Below are 19,197 nucleotides of genomic sequence, written 5' to 3'. Positions count from 1 at the left end.
ATGTGCGCACCTGCAGGCGATGCATGACCATCGGCCTATGCCTTTCACGCACCACACTGTCGAGAATCGGGCAGGGCCGGCATGTGTCGGTGACATACCCGCATCGCCGTGATGCACGCTGGAGCACTGCCTTGAAACGACGCGACTTCATCGCCCTCGGTGGCCTGGGCGCCGCCGGTGTCCTGGTGCCGGGCTGGTTCGGCCGCGCCGTTGCCGCCGAGGTGCTGGCCACGCCGCTCGACGCGGCGATGAAGAAGCCGCTGGCCGACGCCGGCCTGCAGGCCGCGCGCGATGCCGGTGCCAGTTACTGCGACGTGCGCATCGGCCGCTACCTGCGCCAGTACGTGATGACCCGCGAGGACAGGGTCGAGAACGTCGTGAATGGCGAGTCGATCGGCGCCGGCATCCGGGTCATCGTCGACGGCGCCTGGGGCTTCGCCGCCACCAACACCCTGACCACGCAGGCGGTCGCCGATGCCGCACGCCAGGCGGCGGCGATCGCACGCGCCAATGCCAGGCTGCAGGTCGAACCGGTGCGGCTGGCACCGGCGCCGGCGCTCGGCGAAGTGGCCTGGCGCACCCCGGTCGTGCGCAATGGCATGGAAGTGCCGGTCGAGGAGAAGGTGGACCTGCTGCTGGGCGTCAATGCCGCGGCGATGGGGGCCGGTGCCAGCTTCGTCAGCTCGCGGATGTTCGTCATCAACGAGCAGAAGTACTTCGCCTCCACCGACGGCTCCTACATCGACCAGGATGTGCACCGCATCTGGGTGCCGTTCACGGTGACCGCGATCGACAAGGCCAGCGGGAAGTTCCGCACCCGCGACGGGCTGTCGGCACCGATGGGCATGGGCTACGAATATCTCGACGGCGACCGCTCGCAGCGCTTCGAACTGCCCGGCGGCGTGGTCGCCTACGGCCGCAGCTACGACATGCGCGAGGACGCGATCGCGGCCGCGCGCCAGGCGCAGGAGAAGCTGCGCGCGCCCTCCGTGCAGCCGGGCAAGTACGACCTGGTGGTGGATCCGTCGAACCTGTTCCTCACCATCCACGAGAACGTCGGCCACCCGCTCGAGCTCGACCGTGTGCTCGGATACGAGGCCAACTACGCCGGCACCAGCTTCGCCACGCTCGACAAACGCGGCAGCTACCAGTGGGGCAGCGACATCGTCACCCTGTTTGCCGACAGGACCCGGCCGGGCAGCCTCGGCGCGGTCGGCTACGACGACGAGGGCGTGCCCACCAAGCAGTGGGACCTGGTGCGCGACGGCATCCTCGTCGACTACCAGGCCACCCGCGACCAGGCGCATATCCTCGGCAAGACCGAATCCGATGGCTGCTCCTATGCCGATTCGTGGTCGAGCGTGCAGTTCCAGCGCATGCCCAATGTCTCGCTCGCACCGGGCAAGGCGCCGCTGACGGTGGACCAGATGATCGCCGGTGTGGATCGCGGCCTGTACGTGCACGGCCGCGGTTCGTACTCGATCGACCAGCAGCGCTACAACTCGCAGTTCGGCGGCCAGCTGTTCTTCGAGATCAGGAACGGCGAGATCGCCGGCATGGTCGAGGACGCCGCCTACCAGATCCGCACGCCGGAGTTCTGGAACGCGTGTTCGGCGATCTGCGACGAACGCGATTTCCGGCTCGGCGGCTCGTTCTTCGACGGCAAGGGGCAGCCGGGGCAGGTGTCGGCGGTGTCGCACGGCTCGGCCACCACGCGTTTCGACGGCATCAACATCATCAACACGGCGAGGAGCCTGTAGGCGATCCACCTTGCCGGCGGCCGTCGCCGCAGGCGCCACCAGCCCGATCCGTGCACCATGCCGGAACCAACGAGCGTCGCGAGCAGCCACGTACGGCCATCGCGACCACCGCTGTACCACCGCCGCGGCAGCCGTCGCGTGCATATTTGGGGAGAACTGCCTTGCAACGACGCGACTTCCTGGCCCTTGGCGGCCTTGGCATCGGCGGGCTCGTCCTGCCATCGGTGTTCGGGCGCGCGATCGCCGCCGACGAACTCGTCACCACTATCGACGTGGCCACGAAGAAACGGCTCGCCGACGCCGCGCTGCAGGCGGCCACCGGCTCCGGCGCCAGCTACTGCGACGTGCGCATCGGCCGCTACCTGCGCCAGTTCGTGATGACCCGCGAGGACAAGGTGCAGAACGTGGTCAACACCGAGTCGACCGGTGTCGGCGTGCGCGTCATCGCCAACGGCGCCTGGGGCTTCGCCGCCACCAACACGCTCACCGATGACGGCGTGGCCGAGGCCGCTCGCCAGGCCACCGCCATCGCACGTGCCAACGCGAAGATCCAGACCGAGCCGGTGCGGCTTGCGCCGGCGCCGTCGCTGGGCGAGGTCTCGTGGCGTACGCCGATCCGCAAGAACAGCATGGACGTGCCGGTCAAGGACAAGGTCGACCTGCTGCTCGGCGTCAACGCCGCGGCGCTCGGCGCCGGTGCCAGCTTCGTCAACTCGATGATGTTCCTGGTCAACGAGCAGAAATATTTCGCCTCCACCGACGGCTCCTACATCGACCAGGACGTCCACCGCATCTGGGTGCCGATGACCGTCACCGCGATCGACAAGACCAGCGGCAAGTTCCGCACCCGTGCCGGTCTGTCGTCACCGATGGGCATGGGCTACGAGTACCTCGATGGCGACGCGTCGCAGAAGTACGTTTCGCCCAACGGGGTGGTGAACTACGGCACCTCCTACGACATGCGCGAGGACGCCATCGCCGCCGCGAAGCAGGCACAGGAAAAACTGCGCGCGCCGTCGGTGAAGCCGGGCCGCTACGACCTGGTGCTCGATCCGTCCAACCTGTGGCTGACCATCCACGAGAACGTCGGCCACCCGCTGGAACTCGACCGCGTGCTCGGCTACGAGGCCAACTACGCCGGTACCAGCTTCGCCACGCTCGACAAGCGCGGCAGCCTGCAGTACGGCAGCGACATCGTCACCCTGTTCGCCGACAAGACCCAGCCGGGCAGCCTCGGCGCGGTGGCCTACGACGACGAGGGCGTGCCGACCAAGCGCTGGGATCTGGTGCGCGACGGCACCCTGGTCGACTACCAGACCATCCGCGACCAGGCGCATATCGTCGGCAAGACCGAGTCCGATGGCTGCTGCTATGCCGATTCCTGGTCGAGCGTGCAGTTCCAGCGCATGGCCAATGTGTCGCTGGCGGCAGGCAGGACGCCGCTGACGGTGGCCGAGATGATCGCCGACGTCGAGGACGGCATCTACATCGTCGGCGACGGTTCGTTCTCGATCGACCAGCAGCGCTACAACGCGCAGTTCGGCGGCCAGCTGTACTACGAGATCAGGAACGGCGAGATCACCGGCATGGTCGAGGACGTCGCCTATCAGATCCGCACGCCGGAATTCTGGGGCGCGTGCGCGGCCATCTGCGACGAGCGTGACTACCGCCTCGGCGGCTCGTTCTTCGACGGCAAGGGCCAGCCGAGCCAGGTCTCGGCGGTCTCGCACGGTTCGGCAACGACCCGCTTCAACGGCATCAACATCATCAACACCGCCCGCTCGCTCGGCTGACCAGGAGACTCCGCAACATGACCATCTATACCGAAGAGCAGGCGCGCACCATCCTCGAGAAGGTCGTCGCACTGTCCACCGCCGACGAGTGCACCGCCACCCTCAATGGCGGCATCGACGGCAATATCCGCTTCGCCCTCAACAACGTGTCCACCAGCGGCATCGTCAGCAATGTGGAGCTCGCCGTGCAGGTCGCGTTCGGCCGGCGCGTGGGCACCGCCACCGTCAACGAGTTCGACGATGCCGCGCTCGAGCGCGTGGTGCGCCGCGCCGAGGACCTGGCCCGGCTGGCGCCGGAGAACCCGGAGTTCATGCCGGCGATCGGCAAGCAGAACTACCGCCCGAGCCCGACCTTCAGCGAATCCACCGCGGCGATCACGCCGGAATTCCGCGCGCAGGTGGCCGCGGATTCGATCCTGCCGTGCCGCGAGGCGGACCTGGTGGCCGCCGGCTTCCTGCTCGACAGCCGCAACTTCACCGCCTTCGCCAATTCCAACGGCAACTTCGGCTACCAGCAGGGCACCAACTTCAACTACACCTGCACCGTGCGTACCGCCGACGGCACCGGCTCGGGCTGGGTCGGCCGCAGCCTCAAGAACGCCAGCGACTTCGACGCCAGCCGCGACATCCGCGTGGCGATGCGCAAGGCGTCCGAATCCGCCGATGCCAGGGCACTGGAGCCGGGCAAGTACACGGTGATCCTGGAGCCGCACGCGGCCGCCGGCCTGATCTCCTTCATGATGCGTTTCTTCGATGCGCGCACGGCCGACGAGGGCCGCAGCTTCCTGTCGAAGGCCGGCGGCGGCAACAAGCTCGGCGAGCAGATCTACGACCCGCGGGTGAACATTTCCGCCGACCCGTGGCATCCGGATGCACCGGTGATGCCCTGGGACGGGGAGGGCCTGCCGCGCGAAGCGATGCCGATCATCCAGGACGGCAAGGTCGTCAACCTCAATTACTCGCGTTACTGGGCGCAGCAGCAGGGCCAGCGCGCGGTGGGCAGCCCGGGCAACCTGATCATGGCCGGTGGCGAGGGCACCACCGCGGATCTCGTGGCGGGCACCGACCGCGGCATCCTGGTCACCCGCACCTGGTACATCCGCATGGTCGATCCGCAGACCGTGCTGCTGACCGGCCTGACCCGCGACGGCACCTTCTACATCGAGAACGGCCGTATCGTGCATCCGGTGAAGAACTTCCGCTTCAACGAATCGCCGGTGATCATGCTCAACAACATCGACGAGCTCGGCCGCCCGGTGCTGGTCTCCGGTGACGAGTCGAGCTTCGCGATGCTGCTGCCGCCGATGCGCCTGCGCGACTTCACCTTCAGCTCGCTCTCCGACGCGGTGTGATGCGGGGGCGCGCTGCCCTCATCCGGCGCTTCGCGCCACCTGGATTCGCGCCGTCCATGGCGCTCACCCTCCGGGCGGCTCCGCCGTCCAGATCGGCAATCCTGCCGATCTGTCTCCCGCAGGCGGGAGAAGGGTCTGTTACGCGGGACGGCGGCCGTGACGGCGCCGCTCCAGACGGCTCGCATGCATGCCAGAACCCTTCTCCCGTTCACGGGAGAAGGTGCCCGAAGGGCGGATGAGGGCGCTTCGGTGCCTGACCGGCGTTACCCATGAACCGTTCGCAGTTCCTCAAGGCCATGCTCGGCGGCGCCGCGTTGCTGGCGCTGCCGCCCGGCCTGCGCGCGCAGTCGACCAGCTACGATTTCTGGTTCACCCGCCTGAAGTACGACTCCGGCGACTGGGACGTCGACGCACGGATGCCGTCCAACGTCATCACCTCGCTGATCGACTACACCAGCCTGCGCGTCGACCCGGAAGAACACGTGGTCGAGCTGGCCGACCCGAAGATGCTGTCGGCGCCGTTCTGCTACCTCGCCGGGCACAAGCTGGTGGAGTTCAGCCCGGCGGAACGGCGCAACTTCGAGCGCTATGTGCGCAACGGTGGCTTCGTCTTCGTCGACGACTGCAACCACGACATCGACGGCCTGTTCGCGAAGTCCTTCGAGGCGCAGATGGCGTCGATCTTCGGCAATGACGCATTGCGCCGACTGCCCGGCAACCATGGCATCTACCGCAGTTTCTTCCAGTTCCCCGACGGCCCGCCCGCCACCAGCTTCGAGCTCAACGGCTGGGGCGACGACCTGGTGCACGACTACCTCAAGGGCATCAGCATCGATGGGCGCCTGGGCGTGCTCTACAGCAACAAGGACTACGGCTGCGAATGGGACTACGACTGGCGCAACAAGCGCTTCCTGGCCGAGGACAACACGAAGTTCGCGGTCAACATCGTCGTCTACGCACTGACCGCATGAGGCCCGTACCGGCGGTGCTCCTGCACGGTGCCCGCATACGCCGCTCCGCCACCGGCGCTCTCTCCATAGAGGATTCCCGACATGAGCACACCGATCACCGAATCCGACCTCGACGCCTGGCGTGGCCGCCTCGACAACCTGCGCGCCGCCATCGGCCAGGCCGTGGTCGGCCAAGCCGATGTCGTCGAGCAACTGCTGGTCGCGCTGCTGGCCGGTGGCCACGCGCTGCTGGAAGGCGTGCCCGGCCTCGGCAAGACCCTGCTGGTGCGCACGCTGGGCGACGCGCTGGCGCTGGACTTCCGCCGGGTGCAGTTCACCCCCGACCTGATGCCCAGCGACCTGCTCGGCACCGGGCTGCTGGAAGAGGACCACGGCACCGGCCACCGCGCGTTCCGCTTCCAGCCCGGGCCGGTGTTCACCAACCTGCTGCTGGCCGACGAGCTCAACCGCACCCCGCCCAAGACCCAGGCCGCGCTGCTGGAGGCGATGGCCGAGCACACCGTGAGCTACGCCGGCACCACCCACCGGCTGCCGGCGCCGTTCTTCGTGCTGGCCACCCAGAACCCGATCGAGCAGGCCGGCACCTATCCGCTGCCGGAGGCGCAGCTCGATCGCTTCCTGCTGCAGATCGTGCTCGGCTATCCGGACGAGGCCGAGGAACGCGACATCCTGCTGCGCACCACCGGCAGCGCGAAGGCGGCGGTGCCGCAGGTGATGGGTGGCGACGACGTGCTGGCGCTGCAGGCGCTGGTGCGCGAGGTGCATGTCGGCGACGAACTGCTGGCGTGGATCGCCCGGCTGGTGCGCGCAAGCCGCCCGGGCGCGGACGCGCCGCAGGCGGTGCGCGACTACGTGCGCTGGGGCGCCGGCCCGCGTGCCGGGCAGTCGCTGGTGCTCGCGGCCAAGGCCCGTGCGTTGCTGCGTGGACGGCTGGCGGCCACCCGCGAGGATGTGGTCGCGCTGGCGGCGCCGGTGATGCGCCATCGCCTGCTGCTGTCGTTCGCCGCCGAGGCCGAGCAGCGCAGCACCGACGACATCGTCACCGCGCTGCTCGACAGCGTGCCGTTCCCGGGCACGCGCTGACCTCCGACGTGCTGACGCTGTCGCCCGAACTGCGCGCACGCCTTCGCGGCCTGCGCATCGCCCCACGCCGCGCACGTGCGCGTGGCGGCATCGGCCAGCACCGCGGCCGTGAGCGCGGCAGCGGCATGGAGTTCGCGCAGTACCGCGCCTACGAGCCAGGTGACGAACTGAAGGCGATCGACTGGAAGCTCTATGCGCGCAGCGACCGCCTGTTCGTGCGCGAGGCCGAGCGCGAGAGCCCGCTCACCGTGTGGCTGCTGCTGGATGCCAGCGCGTCGATGGGGCAGGCCGACGAATCGCGTCCGGGCTTCGCCCGGCTCGACGCCGCCCGCCAGCTTGCGCTTGCCATCGCCGAGCTGGCGATCGCGCAGGGGGATCGCAGCGGCCTGCTGGTGGTCGGCAACGACCGCGTCGATGGCGTGGACGCCGGCAGCGGCCCACGCCAGCGCGACCGCCAGTTGCTGGTGCTCGATGGCGTTCGCGCCACCGGTGCCTGGCCCGGCAGCGAGCGGCTGGCTCCGGTGTGGGAGCGCATCGGGGCCGAAGACATCGTGGTGCTGCTCGGCGACCTGTTCGATCCCGCGTCTGTCGATCTGGTCACACGGCTGGCCGCAGCGCGCCGCGAGGTGCTGGCGATCCAGCTGCTGACCGTTGGCGAGCGGGATTTCAACTATCGCGGTGGCCGCCGCTTCGAGGATCCGGAAACCGGCGAGGTGCTGCCCGGCGATGGCGCCGCCCTGCGTACTGGCTTTTTCGAACGTTTCGGCGTCGCGCAGGCGGCGCTCGCCGCACGGCTGGACGCGGCCGGCATCCGCCATGTGCGGCATGTGCTGGACGAGCCGCTCGATGCGCCGCTGCGGACGCTGTTCGCACCGCAGGGCCGCGGCTGATGCCGACCCTGCTGCTGCCGGCCGGCCTGTTCGCACTGGCGGCGCTGCTGCTGCCGTTGCTGGTACACCTGGCACGCCGGCAGACGCTGCTGCCAACGCCGTTCGCCGCGTTGCGCTGGCTGCGCGCGAAGGCGCGTCCGCGGCGGCAGGTGCGGCTGGACGAATGGCCGCTGCTGCTGCTACGCCTGCTGCTGCTGGTGCTGTTCGCGCTCTGGCTCGCCCATCCGGCGGTACCCGATGCACCGGCGGTGCAGCGCTGGAGCGTGCTGGTGCCTGGCGTCGATCCCGCCTCGCTGCCGCCGGTCGAGGCCGGGGAGGAACGTCGCTGGTTGGCGCCGGGCTGGCCGCTGGTCGAGGGTAGGGATGATCGCGCGGCTGCGGCTGCGCCGGCTGGCAGCCTGCTGCGCCAGCTCGACATGGAGCTGCCGGCGAACGTGGCGCTCACGGTCCATGTGCCCGACCCGCTGGATGGTGCCGATGCGCAACGCCCACAGCTGTCGCGCGCGATCGAATGGCGTCCGGTGCCGCACGCCGCCGTCGACACGCCCGCCGCCACCGGACCGCCACGGCTGGCGATCCGCCATGACCCGGAGCATGCGCCCGCGGTGCGCTACCTGCGCGCGGCGGTGCTCGCATGGCGCACACCGGACGCCGGCAACGAGCTCGATACCGGTGGCCCCGAACTCGCGGTGCCGGCCACCGCGGACGCGCTGGCGTGGCTGGTCGCCGGCGAGGTGCCGCCGGCCGTGGGTGACTTCGCCGCGGCCGGCGGCACCGTGCTGCTCGCCGCGGATGCGACATGGGCCGACGCACCGGTGATGGTGCCGGCCTGGCGCGATGGCGACGGTGCGGTGCTGGCGCACGGCGCGCGCCATGGCCGCGGGCGCATCCTGCATCTCGAACGCGCACTGCGCCTGGCCGACTGGCCGCAGCTGGCCGATGCGGCGTTCCCCGCGGAGCTGCGCCGACAGCTGCAGCCCATGCCGGCGCCAATGCGTGCCCCCGCAGCCGACTACACGCCGGTGCGGGCCGACCTGCACTGGCCGGCGGCGCTGCGTGATCTGCGCGCGCCGCTGCTGTGGCTGATCCTGCTGCTGTTGCTGGCCGAGCGCTGGCTCGCCACCTCGCCACGCCGGGCTTCCGCACCATGAGTGCAGCGGCGCTGGCAAGGTTGCGGCAGGCGCGCATGCGCGCTGCGCTGGTGGCATCGCTCATCGCGTTGCCCTGGCTGGCGGTGCTGGCCGTGCTCGCGTGGCGGGTGGGCGGGCCGATCGCCGCGCTGGTGCTCGCGTCGATTGCCATAGGCGCGCTGGTCGCCACGATGGCGCACCGGCTGCGGCGCTTCGACCGTGGCTGGCTGGCGTCGATGCTCGATACGCGACGCGCGGATATGGACGACAGTGCTGCGCTGCTGTTCGTCGATGCGGAGGCATTGCGCCCGCTGCAGCGCCTGCAACGTGCGCGGCTCGACGAGCGGCTGCGCAGCCAGCCGCCGCCGGATCTGCGTGCTCCATGGCCGTGGCGCGCACTGGCATTGTCCTGGGGCGTCGCTGTCCTCGGGCTGGCGTTGCTGGCGTGGTGGCCATCCACCGACACGCTGCGCACCGCGACGGCGCCGGCGCAGCGCGATCCGCGCGCTGCTGCGGCGGTGCCACGCCTCGAGGCATCCACGCTGCGGATCGAGCCACCGGCGTACACCGGCATCGAACCGCACACAGTGGCCGTGCTGGATGCGAAGGCGCCGGCCGGCTCGCAGCTGGGCTGGCGGCTGCGCATCGCCCCGCAACCGGCAGCGGTCGCGCTGGAATTCCTCGATGGCGAGCGCGTCGCGCTGCAGCGCGACGGTGAGCACTGGACGGTGTCGCAGCGGCTGGAACGCTCGCGCCTGTACCGGCTGCGCATTGCCGGCGCCGCTGCGCAACCGATGCCGCCGTTGCACAGGCTGGATGCGGTGGCCGACCGCGCGCCGCAGGTGCGCGTGCTGGAACCCGAAACGACGCTGCAGTTGCGCGCCGACGGCCAGCGACAGTGGCGGCTGCTCTTCGAAGCCAGTGACGACCACGGTGTCGCCGCGCAGGCGCAGCTGCGGATCGTGCGTACCGAGGGCAGCGGCGAGAACCAGACCTTCCACGAGCACCTGCGCACACTGGCCGGGCAGGGGGAGCCACGGTTGCGACGCTTTACGGTCACGCTCGATATCGCGGAGTTCGGCCTGCAGCCGGGCGAAGACCTCGTCGCCCGGCTCGAGGTGCGCGACCAGCGCCAGCCGCAAGCGCAGACCGGTCGCAGCGCCAGCGTCATCCTGCGCTGGCCGCCGCCGGCGCCACCGGATGTCGCCGGGCTGGAAGGCCTCGCCCGACAGGTGCTGCCGGCGTACTTCCGCAGCCAGCGGCAGATCATCATCGATGCCGAGGCGCTGATCGCCGAACGTGCGCAGCTGGATGCAGCGCGCTTCGCCGAGCGTTCGGATTCGCTGGGTGTCGACCAGCGGCTGCTGCGGCTGCGCTATGGCCAGTTCCTCGGCGAGGAATCCGAGGGTGCGCCGCAACCGCCACCGGTGGCCGGTGAGGCACCCGCGCCACCGCCGCGCCCGGCGGTGTCGCCGGGCGGGATCTTCGCCGACGGCTCCGATGCGCTGCCCGAGGCCGGCGCGACTGCCGACGCGCACGGGCACGGGCATGCCCATACCGACGACGACGCCGCGTCGCCCGACACCCCGGCAGCCCACGACGACCACGACCACGCCGACGCCGCCCCCGATGACGGCGTGTTCGGCCGCGCCGGCGATGTGGTCGCCGCATTCGGCCACACCCATGACATTCCCGAGGCGGCGACCCTGCTCGATCCCAGAACCCGCGAAACCCTGCGTCGTGCGCTCAACGAGATGTGGCAGTCGGAACTGCACCTGCGGCAGGCCGAGCCGTCGGCGGCGTTGCCGTATGCCAACCGCGCACTGGAGCTGATCAAGCAGGTGCAGGAGGCCGACCGCATCTATCTGGCGCGGGTCGGTGCGCAGTTGCCGCCGATCGACGAGAGCCGGCGTCTCGGTGGTGATCGCGAGGGTCTGGCCTCGCGCGCGCTGCCGGCACTGGCAGGCCCCGCCGATGACGCACGGCTGCACGAAGCGTGGTGGGCGCTGGCCGATAACGCGGCCGATCCGCTGCCGCTGCTGGATGCGTTGCAGGCCTGGTCGGGCAGCGCGCCGCTCGACGATCCGCTGGCGCTGGTCGCCGCGATCGATGCCGTGCGCAACGATCCCGGATGCGACGACTGCCGCGACACCTTGCGCGGCCTGCTGTGGCATGCGATGCGTCGTCCCGCCGGCGGCATCGCGCCGCGCGCGGTCGACGACAGCGGTGCGCGTTACCTGCGTGCGTTGCGCGACGCAGCGGAGCCGGCGGAATGATGCTGTCGACGCCTTCGCTGGCGGTCACCGCCACCATCACCGCGGCGCTTGCGCTGCTGGCGGGCGTGCGCATCGTGCTCTGGCAGCGGCGTGCGCCGCCCGGCTCGCGTTCGCGTGGGTGGCGGCTGGCGCTGCTGTTGCTGGCGCAACCCGCGTGGGCGGTGCTGCTGGTCCTCGCCATCCATCCGCCGGCAGGCCTGCAGCCGGACGCCACGCTGACGGTGCTGACCGGCGGCCGTGCCGACGCGCCGGCGGTCCGGCCCGGCAGCGCTGTCGTCGCTCTGCCGGAAGCCGAGGCGGCCGCTGGGGTGCGCAGGGTGCCCGATCTCGCCACCGCGTTGCGTCTGCATCCGGACACCCGGGTGCTGCGGGTGTTCGGCGATGGCCTGGTCGCGCGCGACCTCGACGTGCCGCCCGTGGTCGCGGTGGAGTTCGATCCGCCACCGCCGGTGCGGGGCTTCGCCGACATCACCTGGCCGGGCTCGACGGTGGCCGGCGACGCCCTGCGGGTGAGTGGCCGCGTACATGGCGTGGTCGGCGGCGCGGTCGAGCTCGTCGATCCCGCGGGCGTGCGCGTGGACAGCACGGTCCTGGACGACAGTGGCCGTTTCGTCGTGCAGGCGCCGACGTTTGCGGCCGGTCCCGCACGCTTCCAGCTGCGCCTGCGCGACCCCGCCGATGTCCTCGTCGAGGAGGCGCCGCTGCACCTCTGGATCGACGCAGCGGCCGCGCCACGGCTGCGGATGCTGGCTGGCGCTGCGAATGCGGAAACACGTTTCCTGCGGCGCTGGGCGGTGGATGCCGGGCTGCCGCTGCAGATGCGGATCACGCTGGGTGCAGGCATGGCACTGGGCGCAGGCGGCGGCATCGATGCGGCGAGCCTCGCGCAGACCGATGTGCTGGTGGTGGATGCCCGCAGCTGGGCGGGTCTCGGCGCCGGCGGTCGCGCTTCGGTGCTGACTGCGGTGGAGTCCGGCATGGGGCTGGTGCTGCGCGCCGACGCGCCCGGTACGCCTGCCGGCCTGGCGGGTGCCGGCTTCCGCCTGTCGGGCGGGCAGGGCACCGTGCCGCTGCGGTTGCCGCTGGCTGGTGCCGGCGACGCCGAGGCCCTGCGTGCGCGTCTCGGGCCCGGCACCGCCGATGCGCCGTTCGATCTCGAGCAGGCGCAGGCAGCGGTGCCTGCGCTGCTGGCGCGGCAGTTGCAGGTCGAGGGCGCGCACGCGATTGCGCTCGGCGTCGCGGGCGAGGGCGGGCCATGGGCATGGTGGCGCCCGCACGGGCAGGGCCGGGTGCTGGTGTGGACGCTGCAGGACAGCTACCGGCTGGTGCTCGCGGGCCGTGCGGACCTGCACGGTGCGCTGTGGAGCGAGGCGGTGGCGACGGTCGCGCGCGCGCAGGCGATGCCGGCAGTGCGCATCGATGCACCGGCATTCGCCGACCAGCGGGTGCGGATCTGTGGTGCCGGTGCGCAGGCGCGGGTGCTCGCGCCGAATGGCGGCGCCTCGCGGCTGTGGCCCCGGGCCGTGGGCGGCGACAGCTGCGCCGGCTACTGGCCGCGCCAGCCGGGCTGGCATCGCGTACTGGAGGGCGACACCGTGCGCACGGCGTTCCATGTCCATCCCGTGGATGCCTGGCCGGCACTGCGTGCGGCGCGACGGGCCACTGCCACCCTGGACCTGGTCAGCCACTGCGAAGGCGGCTGCGCGGGCACGCCCGTGGCGCAACCGGCGCAGCCCGTGCCGGGCCCGGCATGGCCGTGGTGGCTCGCCTGGCTGGCGGTCTCCGCATCGCTGTGGTGGTTCGAACGCAGCCGTCACGGACGCCGGCATGACGACGGCGGCGGCCCACCAGCCCGGGGCGCGCCGTAGACTCCCGGCATCCCATCCCCGGTACGCCCTCATGCATTACGCAGGCAGCTGTCATTGCGGACGCATCGCCTATTCGCTCGACGCCGGCGAAGGCCTCGGCGAGGTCTATGACTGCAACTGTTCGATGTGCCGCCGGCGCGGCGGCCTGCTGGCGTTCTTTCCGCGCGAGGCGCTGGAGCTGACGACCGACTCCGGCGACCTCGGCACCTACCGTTTCAACAGGCGGCAGCTGCAGCATCACTTCTGCGCCACCTGCGGGATTGCGCCCTTCAGCGAGGGCACCGACCCGCAGGGCAATGCCACGGTCGCGGTCAACGTGCGCTGCCTGGACGGGGTCGACCCGGGCGCGCTCACTGTCGTGCAGGTCAACGGCGCGGAGTTCTGACCTCCGCGCCGCGGCGCATCAGCGGGTGTCTTCCTCGTCGTCCTCGAACTCGACGATCGCGCCCATCTGGTAGGCCAGCTCGGTCACCGCCTCGCGCACCTTGCGGGCGGTGGAATCGTTGGGCGCGTCGATCTCGATCTCGTGCATGTTCGGCCCGCGTTCCTCGGCAAGGCCGGCGGAACTGGAGTCGTCGTCATCCATGTGCGGCATGAGGTCTGCGATCTCCTCGACGTGTTCGATACCGTCCAGGCTCTGCAGCAGGTTCATGATGCCGCGGACGGTATCGTCCTCGCCGGTGATGCGGATGCGGAGCATGGGCATGGACGACAACTCTCTCGTTCGGGATGGATCGGCAGGCTAGGCACGCATCCGGGAAGGCGGCGTGAGGGGATTGCAGGCCTGCGGCTCAACCCTCCGGCGGCGTGCGCACCGGCACCGGCACGTTGCACAGATCGATGTGCCCGGCCGGATGCAGGTACCACGTGTCGCGGCGGTTGCGGCGCGATTCCACCACCGCATCGAACAACGGCGTATCCGTGCGCAGCACCTCGAGCGCGGTGCGTTCGGACTCCGGCACGTTCGACGCGAGGCGGATCGAGCGGATCGGCGTCGCCTGCGACGGCTCCTCGTAGAAGCCCAGCGGTCCACTGCCGCGCGGCAGCGCACTCAGCAGTTCCATGCCCTGCAGCACCCGGCCCACCTGGGTGATGTTGCGGTCGAGCTGGCGCGGGGCCTGGCCGATCACCACGTACAGCTCGGTGCCGTTGCTTGAATCCGCAGCCGCGCCGCGGCCTGCGCCCAGCACGCCGTAGCAGTGCGCCATCCACGCCAGCCCCGCGGCCGGATCGCGCGCCGCCGGCATGCCGTCGACAAAGCCGGCTTCCGGCGCCCAGCCGTCCGGATCGGGCAGGCGGTGGAAGGCGAGCCCGTCGGCAGGACGTTCGAACTCCGCCGGAAGCGTGGCACGCGCATCACCCAGCGGCGGACCCGCGGCCTCGTCCTCGACATTCGCCCCGAACTGCACCACGAAGTTGTCGTGCGAGCGGTAGATGGTCTGCCCGTCCCAGAAGCGCTGGCGGGCCAGCGTGAGGATGTTGGCAACATGCTCGGGCGCGAAACGTGGCGCCAGCTCCACGACCACGCGGCCGGCCTCGAGATCGATATAGAGCAGGTCGCCCGGATCGGGCGTGCGCCAGTCCGACGCCTGCGAGGCATCGAGCAGGGCCTGCGTGGTCGGCGGCGGCGGCGGGTCCGCCGCGAAGGCGGGTGCGAGCACCAGGGCGGCGCACAGCATGGACAGGCGCAGGACAGGTCGCGGCATCTTCGGAATCCCCTGGAACGGTGACCGTCGATTCTCGCCGCAACCGCGCCCGAGCGCGCGCCCCGTACTTCCGGCACATCCACTAGTGCGAAGTTGCCAATAGCATGCATCTCGACATAGCGAAGCCCCGTGCCATGACCAGCTACGAATCCGCCATCGACCTGCAGCTGCGCAAGTTCCAGAAGGAACTGAGCGCGGGCACGGTGTCGCTGGTGCTGCTGGCGGTACTGGCCACGGCGCCGGCGCCGATGTACGGCTACCAGATCGCCAAGCAGCTCGAAGGCGTGGATGGCGGGGCGCTGGCCGGCAAGCAGAGCGCGCTGTACCCGGTGCTGCGCAACCTCGAGGCGGCGGGGTTGCTGGCCAGCCATGTCGAGCCTTCGGTGTCGGGCCCGCCGCGTCGCTACTACCGCATCACCACCGCCGGGCGCGGGGTGCTGGGCCGCTGGATCGAGGCCTGGACCGCCACCCGCGATTCCGTCGATTCCGTCCTCAAGGGAGTGCCCGAATGAACGCCAACCGGTTGCCGACGACGATCCCCGAATACCTCGAGCATCTCCGGCGCTCGCTGGCCGGGGCCGATCCCGCGCTGATCCAGGACGCGCTGTACGACGCCGAGGAATACCTGCGTTCCGAGCTTGCCGAGAATCCCGGTCGCAGCGAGGCCGAGGTGATCGCCGCCGTGGCCTCGAGCTACGGGGCGCCGGAGGAGGTCGCCGACATCTATCGCGACACCGAGGTCACCGTGCAGACCGCGCTGCGCGCACCGCCGCCGAAGTCCCGCGATTCGCTCCTCGGCCGGTTCTTCGGCGTTGCCGCCGATCCGCGCGCCTATGCATCGCTGTTCTACATGGTGCTGGCGCTGGCGACGGGCATCTTCTACTTCACCTGGGTGGTGACCGGGCTGTCGCTTTCCGCAGGCCTGGCGATCCTGATCATCGGCATCCCGTTCGTCATCCTGTTCTTCGGTTCGGTGCGGATCCTGTCGCTGGTGGAAGGCCGCATCGTCGAGGTGATGCTCGGCGAGCGCATGCCGCGGCGGCCGCTGTACAACGCACGCGGGCGCAGCATCCTGCAGCGCATCGGCGACATGTTCACCGACCCGCGCAGCTGGAGCACGCTGCTGTACATGCTGCTGATGCTGCCGCTGGGCGTCATCTACTTCACCATCGCGGTGACGCTGGGCAGCCTGTCGCTGACGATGCTGCTGTCGCCACTGGCCCTGCTGCCGGGCGTCGACTATGCAGTGTGGTTCTGGGGTGTCGATCTCGTCGAGGACGCCGCCTGGCTGCTGCCGCTGGTAGCGCTCGTCGGCGCACTGCTGCTGTTCGTCACCCTGCACCTGGCCCGCGCGATCGGCCGCATGCACGGCCTGCTGGCCAAGCACCTGCTGGTCAGGACCGCGCAGTACGCATGAGCAAGCGTCGTCTCCGCCCTTCTCCCGCTCGCGGGAGAAGGTGGCGCGTAGCGCCGGATGAGGGCGTCTTCGAGCCGCTGCACGCGCCTTCTGCCCGCACCGCGACCCTCTCCCCGTGAACCGGAGAGGGACTCATGCAGGCCGGTGACTGCAGCGCCGTCAGGTCGCGCCGGAGCGGGATGAATGCGCCGCCGGTGTCGTCGACGCAACCCGTTTGCCCGCGTAGCGCGCAATGAAGTCACGCACCTGCGGATAGACGCGGGTGCGCCAGCGGCGGCCGCTGAAGATCCCGTAATGGCCGGCGCCGTCGACGGTGATGTGTGCCCGATGCGCTTGCGGCACGCCGGTGCACAGCGTGTGCGCGGCGCGCGTCTGGCCGAGGCCGGAGATGTCGTCGAGCTCGCCCTCGATGGTCAGGATGGCGGTATCGCCGATCGCCGCCGGCGTCACCCGTTCGCCGCCCACGTCCCACTCCCCGCGCGGCAGCAGGTGCTGCTGGAACACGATGCGCACGGTGTCCAGGTAGTACTCGGCCGGCATGTCGAGCACCGCGTTGTATTCGTCGTAGAAGCGGCGGTGCGACTGCGCGTCGTCGAGGTCGCCCTTGACGAGGTTGCGGTAGAAATCCCAGTGCGACATGAAATGCCGTTCCGGGTTCATCGCCATGAAGCCGGAATGCTGCAGGAAGCCCGGGTAGACACGCCGGCCGCGGCCGGGATAGTTGGCCGGCACCTGGTGGATGAGGTTGTTCTCGAACCACCACAGCGGGCGCTGGGTGGCGAGGTTGTTGACCGAGGTCGGGGATTCGCGCGCATCGATCGGCCCGCCCATCAGCACCAGCGAGCGCGGCGTGGTTTCGCCGCGCGCGGCCATCAGCGACACCGCGGCAAGCACCGGCACCGTCGGCTGGCAGACGCTGATCACGTGCAGGTCGTCGGCGCCGATCAGGCGGATGAAGTCCTCGATATAGGCGACATAGTCGTCCAGCGTGAACGCACCTTCCTCGCCCGGCACCATGCGCGCGTCAACCCAGTCGGTGATATAGACCTTGTGGTCGCGCAGCAGGGTGCGCACGGTGTCGCGCAGCAGGGTGGCGTGGTGACCGGACAGCGGTGCCACCACCAGCACCGGCGGTTGGCCCTTCATCTCGCCGATGGCACCGGCGTCGTCGCTGAAACGCTTGAAGCGCAGCAGCCGGCAGAACGGCTTGTGCGCTACCTCGCGTTCGACCACCGGATACACGCTGCCGTCGACCTCGACCGAGTGGATGCCGAACTCCGGCTTCTCGTAGTCCTTGGCAACGCGATGGAACAGCTCGCTGGCCGCCGATACCTGGTCGGCGCCCGGAAGCATCGCCAGCAGGCTGCCGGGTGCGGAAAAGGCCCGCGCATTGGCTTCCGCCCAGTAGGCATGCGGTGCCAGGAAGGCGCGGCCGAATTCGTGGAGCTGGTAAAGAAACATGGGCGGATCGCGCCTCGCAGGCGTCAGGATGCTGCGTCGCAGCATATCGGATGTACCTGCATTGCGCCTGTCCGGGGCTCAGTCGATGACTTCGAGCGCCGTGGCGCTGTCGGCGAGCGCCGGTGACAGCCAGCAATGCGAGCCCAGCGGGCGGAACCCGGCGGCCATGAAACGCCCGCGGTAGAAGCCGGCTGGCCGGCGCAGGTAGCCGTCATCGTCACCTTCGGCGTCGTCCTCCCGCGTGAACGTCTCCAGGAAGGCGATCCCGCCGCAGAGTTCCGCCACGCCACCCAGCCCGCGATCGATCTCGCGCGCCGGCAGGTAATGCAGCACGTCGCTGCACACCACCAGGTCGGCGGGCGGGCAGGGGCGCAGGTATTCGAAGTCGGCGAAGCGCGCCAGGTGCAGGTTGCGCCGGGCGCCGTAGCGTTCGACCGCATAGCTGCTGCTGTCGAAGCCGATGTAGCGCAGTTTCGGCCGCAACTTCAGCAATGGTGCGCGCCATGCGCCTTCGCCGCAGCCGATGTCGAGCACGCTGCGCAGCGGGCGTTCCAGGTGGTATTCGGCAGTGGCCACGGCGAGCGCCACCTTGCGCATCAGGCGTTGCGTGCCGCCGATGCCGCCATTGCGGTACCAGCGGTCGAAGTCGGCACGGTCGTATGTCTTGTCCATGCCGGTACGATACCGGCACCGGGCACGGGCCCGAACGTCGTCGTAAAGGACACCGCGCATGCAAGCCTATTTCTGGGTCAAGACCTTCCACATCGTGTTCGTGGTTGCCTTCATGGCGGCGGCGTTCTACCTGCCGCGCATCCTCGTCAACATTGCCGAGGCAGGTGCCGAATCCGCAGTGCGCGATCGCCTGGTGCTGATGGGCCGGCGGCTGTACCGCTTCGGCCATTCCATGTTCGGCTTCGCGTTCGTGCTGGGGCTGGTGCTGTGGTTGGGCTACCGCATGTTCGACGGTTTCCCGACGATGGTCGGGCCGGGCACCGGCTGGCTGCACGCCAAGTTGCTGCTGGTGGTGCTGCTGATGGTGCACTTCGTCATTGCCGGGCGCTGGCTCAAGGGCGCCGGGGCGGGGCGTGCCGTGCCGTCGTCGCGCGCGCTGCGCTGGTTCAACGAACTGCCGGTGCTGGGGTTGATCGTGGTGGTCTGGCTGGTGCTGGCCAAGCCGTTCTGACGCCACGTCCGGCCGGAAATGAAAAACCCCTGCGGGTGCAGGGGTTTCCGGTTGAAGCCGGGTGCGGATCAGTCCGTCGCGTGGGAGATCCCGGTCGCCCGTCGCTGCGTGCCGAGCGGTGCGCGCTCCCGCTTCATTCCGGGACGAAGCGCGTGGCGGTTGCGGCGCAGCAGCCACACCATCGCCAGGATGACTGCCGCGGGGATCGCGACCAGCAACAGCAGAACGAGCCCATTCCAGGGGTCGAAACCTCCCATACCCAACTCCTCCCTCGTCTCGGGCCGTCAGCGAGCGGCGGGAGCGCCGG

18 protein-coding genes are annotated in these 19,197 nt (G+C 70.1%); 13 read left to right on the top strand and 5 right to left on the bottom strand.

All coding sequences use genetic code 11. The features are described 5' to 3' along the window. Window positions 1-131: 131 nt before the first annotated feature. The 10 genes from LDO11_RS06600 (at window position 132) to LDO11_RS06555 (ending at window position 13,508) form a co-directional block, all read left to right on the top strand. Window positions 132-1,760, top strand: a complete 1,629-nt coding sequence (locus LDO11_RS06600; protein WP_232140821.1) for a TldD/PmbA family protein — start codon at window positions 132-134, stop codon at window positions 1,758-1,760. A gap of 161 nt (window positions 1,761-1,921) precedes the next feature. Beyond that, a complete protein-coding gene (locus LDO11_RS06595; protein WP_232140820.1) occupies window positions 1,922-3,553 on the top strand; it encodes a TldD/PmbA family protein in 1,632 nt (543 codons plus the stop codon). A 17-nt stretch (window positions 3,554-3,570) separates the two neighbouring features. Next, a complete protein-coding gene (locus LDO11_RS06590; RefSeq protein ID WP_129135363.1) occupies window positions 3,571-4,905 on the top strand; it encodes a TldD/PmbA family protein in 1,335 nt (444 codons plus the stop codon). 269 nt (window positions 4,906-5,174) lie between these two features. Then, on the top strand, window positions 5,175-5,876 hold the full coding sequence (locus tag LDO11_RS06585; protein WP_232140819.1) for a DUF4159 domain-containing protein: 702 nt from the start codon (window positions 5,175-5,177) through the stop codon (window positions 5,874-5,876). Between the two features lie 93 nt (window positions 5,877-5,969). After that, window positions 5,970-6,959 (top strand): AAA family ATPase, encoded by a 990-nt coding sequence (locus LDO11_RS06580; RefSeq protein ID WP_232140913.1) that lies wholly within the window; start codon window positions 5,970-5,972, stop codon window positions 6,957-6,959. Continuing rightward, on the top strand, window positions 6,956-7,849 hold the full coding sequence (locus LDO11_RS06575; protein WP_232140912.1) for a DUF58 domain-containing protein: 894 nt from the start codon (window positions 6,956-6,958) through the stop codon (window positions 7,847-7,849). Before LDO11_RS06580 ends, LDO11_RS06575 begins: the two co-directional genes overlap by 4 nt. Beyond that, entirely contained in the window at window positions 7,849-9,000 is a 1,152-nt protein-coding gene (locus tag LDO11_RS06570) for a BatA domain-containing protein (protein WP_232140818.1), read from the top strand. The genes LDO11_RS06575 and LDO11_RS06570 overlap by 1 nt, the downstream gene beginning before the upstream one ends. After that, the gene (locus LDO11_RS06565) at window positions 8,997-11,255 is read left to right on the top strand and encodes a DUF4175 domain-containing protein (protein ID WP_232140817.1); all 2,259 of its coding nucleotides are present in this window, start codon (window positions 8,997-8,999) and stop codon (window positions 11,253-11,255) included. Before LDO11_RS06570 ends, LDO11_RS06565 begins: the two co-directional genes overlap by 4 nt. Next, window positions 11,255-13,123 (top strand): amino acid adenylation domain-containing protein, encoded by a 1,869-nt coding sequence (locus LDO11_RS06560; protein WP_232140816.1) that lies wholly within the window; start codon window positions 11,255-11,257, stop codon window positions 13,121-13,123. Before LDO11_RS06565 ends, LDO11_RS06560 begins: the two co-directional genes overlap by 1 nt. A 31-nt stretch (window positions 13,124-13,154) precedes the next feature. Then, entirely contained in the window at window positions 13,155-13,508 is a 354-nt protein-coding gene (locus LDO11_RS06555) for a GFA family protein (RefSeq protein WP_232140815.1), read from the top strand. 18 nt (window positions 13,509-13,526) lie between these two features. Here LDO11_RS06555 and LDO11_RS06550 read toward each other — a convergent pair whose 3' ends face one another. Both LDO11_RS06550 and LDO11_RS06545 read right to left on the bottom strand, forming a co-directional pair. Beyond that, entirely contained in the window at window positions 13,527-13,829 is a 303-nt protein-coding gene (locus tag LDO11_RS06550) for a hypothetical protein (RefSeq protein WP_129135369.1), read from the bottom strand. 85 nt (window positions 13,830-13,914) lie between these two features. Further along, a complete protein-coding gene (locus LDO11_RS06545; protein WP_232140814.1) occupies window positions 13,915-14,829 on the bottom strand; it encodes a peptidylprolyl isomerase in 915 nt (304 codons plus the stop codon). 134 nt (window positions 14,830-14,963) lie between these two features. On the opposite strand from LDO11_RS06545, the gene LDO11_RS06540 reads away from it, so the two are divergent. Both LDO11_RS06540 and LDO11_RS06535 read left to right on the top strand, forming a co-directional pair. Continuing rightward, on the top strand, window positions 14,964-15,341 hold the full coding sequence (locus LDO11_RS06540) for a PadR family transcriptional regulator (RefSeq protein WP_232140813.1): 378 nt from the start codon (window positions 14,964-14,966) through the stop codon (window positions 15,339-15,341). Next, window positions 15,338-16,246, top strand: a complete 909-nt coding sequence (locus LDO11_RS06535; protein ID WP_232140812.1) for a sensor domain-containing protein — start codon at window positions 15,338-15,340, stop codon at window positions 16,244-16,246. The genes LDO11_RS06540 and LDO11_RS06535 overlap by 4 nt, the downstream gene beginning before the upstream one ends. A gap of 159 nt (window positions 16,247-16,405) precedes the next feature. On the opposite strand, the gene LDO11_RS06530 is transcribed toward LDO11_RS06535, so the two are convergent. Both LDO11_RS06530 and LDO11_RS06525 read right to left on the bottom strand, forming a co-directional pair. Further along, window positions 16,406-17,707, bottom strand: a complete 1,302-nt coding sequence (locus LDO11_RS06530; RefSeq protein WP_232140811.1) for a polyhydroxyalkanoate depolymerase — start codon at window positions 17,705-17,707, stop codon at window positions 16,406-16,408. Window positions 17,708-17,785: 78 nt separating this feature from the next. Continuing rightward, a complete protein-coding gene (locus LDO11_RS06525) occupies window positions 17,786-18,379 on the bottom strand; it encodes a class I SAM-dependent methyltransferase (protein WP_232140810.1) in 594 nt (197 codons plus the stop codon). 58 nt (window positions 18,380-18,437) lie between these two features. Between LDO11_RS06525 and LDO11_RS06520 the strand changes: the two genes are divergently transcribed. Then, complete coding sequence (locus tag LDO11_RS06520; protein ID WP_129135375.1) at window positions 18,438-18,890, top strand: CopD family protein; 453 nt, start codon at window positions 18,438-18,440, stop codon at window positions 18,888-18,890. A gap of 68 nt (window positions 18,891-18,958) precedes the next feature. Here LDO11_RS06520 and LDO11_RS06515 read toward each other — a convergent pair whose 3' ends face one another. Then, window positions 18,959-19,147 (bottom strand): hypothetical protein, encoded by a 189-nt coding sequence (locus LDO11_RS06515; protein WP_232140809.1) that lies wholly within the window; start codon window positions 19,145-19,147, stop codon window positions 18,959-18,961. Window positions 19,148-19,197 lie beyond the last annotated feature (50 nt).

Origin of the sequence: Alterluteimonas muca, assembly GCF_021191595.1 — a bacterium.
GTDB classification, from domain to species: domain Bacteria; phylum Pseudomonadota; class Gammaproteobacteria; order Xanthomonadales; family Xanthomonadaceae; genus Luteimonas; species Luteimonas muca.
The sequence above is the reverse complement of the archived record's forward strand: the minus strand, read 5'-3'. Positions and strand labels throughout refer to the sequence as shown.

What these genes read in the sequence shown, in the direction of transcription:
- LDO11_RS06560 (WP_232140816.1), top strand. Translation starts at nt 11,255, where the DNA reads ATGCTGTCGACGCCTTCGCTGGCGGTCACCGCCACCATCACCGCGGCG.
- LDO11_RS06570 (WP_232140818.1), top strand. Translation starts at nt 7,849, where the DNA reads ATGCCGACCCTGCTGCTGCCGGCCGGCCTGTTCGCACTGGCGGCGCTG.
- LDO11_RS06540 (WP_232140813.1), top strand. Translation starts at nt 14,964, where the DNA reads ATGACCAGCTACGAATCCGCCATCGACCTGCAGCTGCGCAAGTTCCAG.
- LDO11_RS06565 (WP_232140817.1), top strand. Translation starts at nt 8,997, where the DNA reads ATGAGTGCAGCGGCGCTGGCAAGGTTGCGGCAGGCGCGCATGCGCGCT.
- LDO11_RS06520 (WP_129135375.1), top strand. Translation starts at nt 18,438, where the DNA reads ATGCAAGCCTATTTCTGGGTCAAGACCTTCCACATCGTGTTCGTGGTT.
- LDO11_RS06585 (WP_232140819.1), top strand. Translation starts at nt 5,175, where the DNA reads ATGAACCGTTCGCAGTTCCTCAAGGCCATGCTCGGCGGCGCCGCGTTG.
- LDO11_RS06525 (WP_232140810.1), bottom strand. Translation starts at nt 18,379, where the DNA reads ATGGACAAGACATACGACCGTGCCGACTTCGACCGCTGGTACCGCAAT.
- LDO11_RS06555 (WP_232140815.1), top strand. Translation starts at nt 13,155, where the DNA reads ATGCATTACGCAGGCAGCTGTCATTGCGGACGCATCGCCTATTCGCTC.
- LDO11_RS06550 (WP_129135369.1), bottom strand. Translation starts at nt 13,829, where the DNA reads ATGCCCATGCTCCGCATCCGCATCACCGGCGAGGACGATACCGTCCGC.
- LDO11_RS06515 (WP_232140809.1), bottom strand. Translation starts at nt 19,147, where the DNA reads ATGGGAGGTTTCGACCCCTGGAATGGGCTCGTTCTGCTGTTGCTGGTC.
- LDO11_RS06590 (WP_129135363.1), top strand. Translation starts at nt 3,571, where the DNA reads ATGACCATCTATACCGAAGAGCAGGCGCGCACCATCCTCGAGAAGGTC.
- LDO11_RS06535 (WP_232140812.1), top strand. Translation starts at nt 15,338, where the DNA reads ATGAACGCCAACCGGTTGCCGACGACGATCCCCGAATACCTCGAGCAT.
- LDO11_RS06545 (WP_232140814.1), bottom strand. Translation starts at nt 14,829, where the DNA reads ATGCCGCGACCTGTCCTGCGCCTGTCCATGCTGTGCGCCGCCCTGGTG.
- LDO11_RS06530 (WP_232140811.1), bottom strand. Translation starts at nt 17,707, where the DNA reads ATGTTTCTTTACCAGCTCCACGAATTCGGCCGCGCCTTCCTGGCACCG.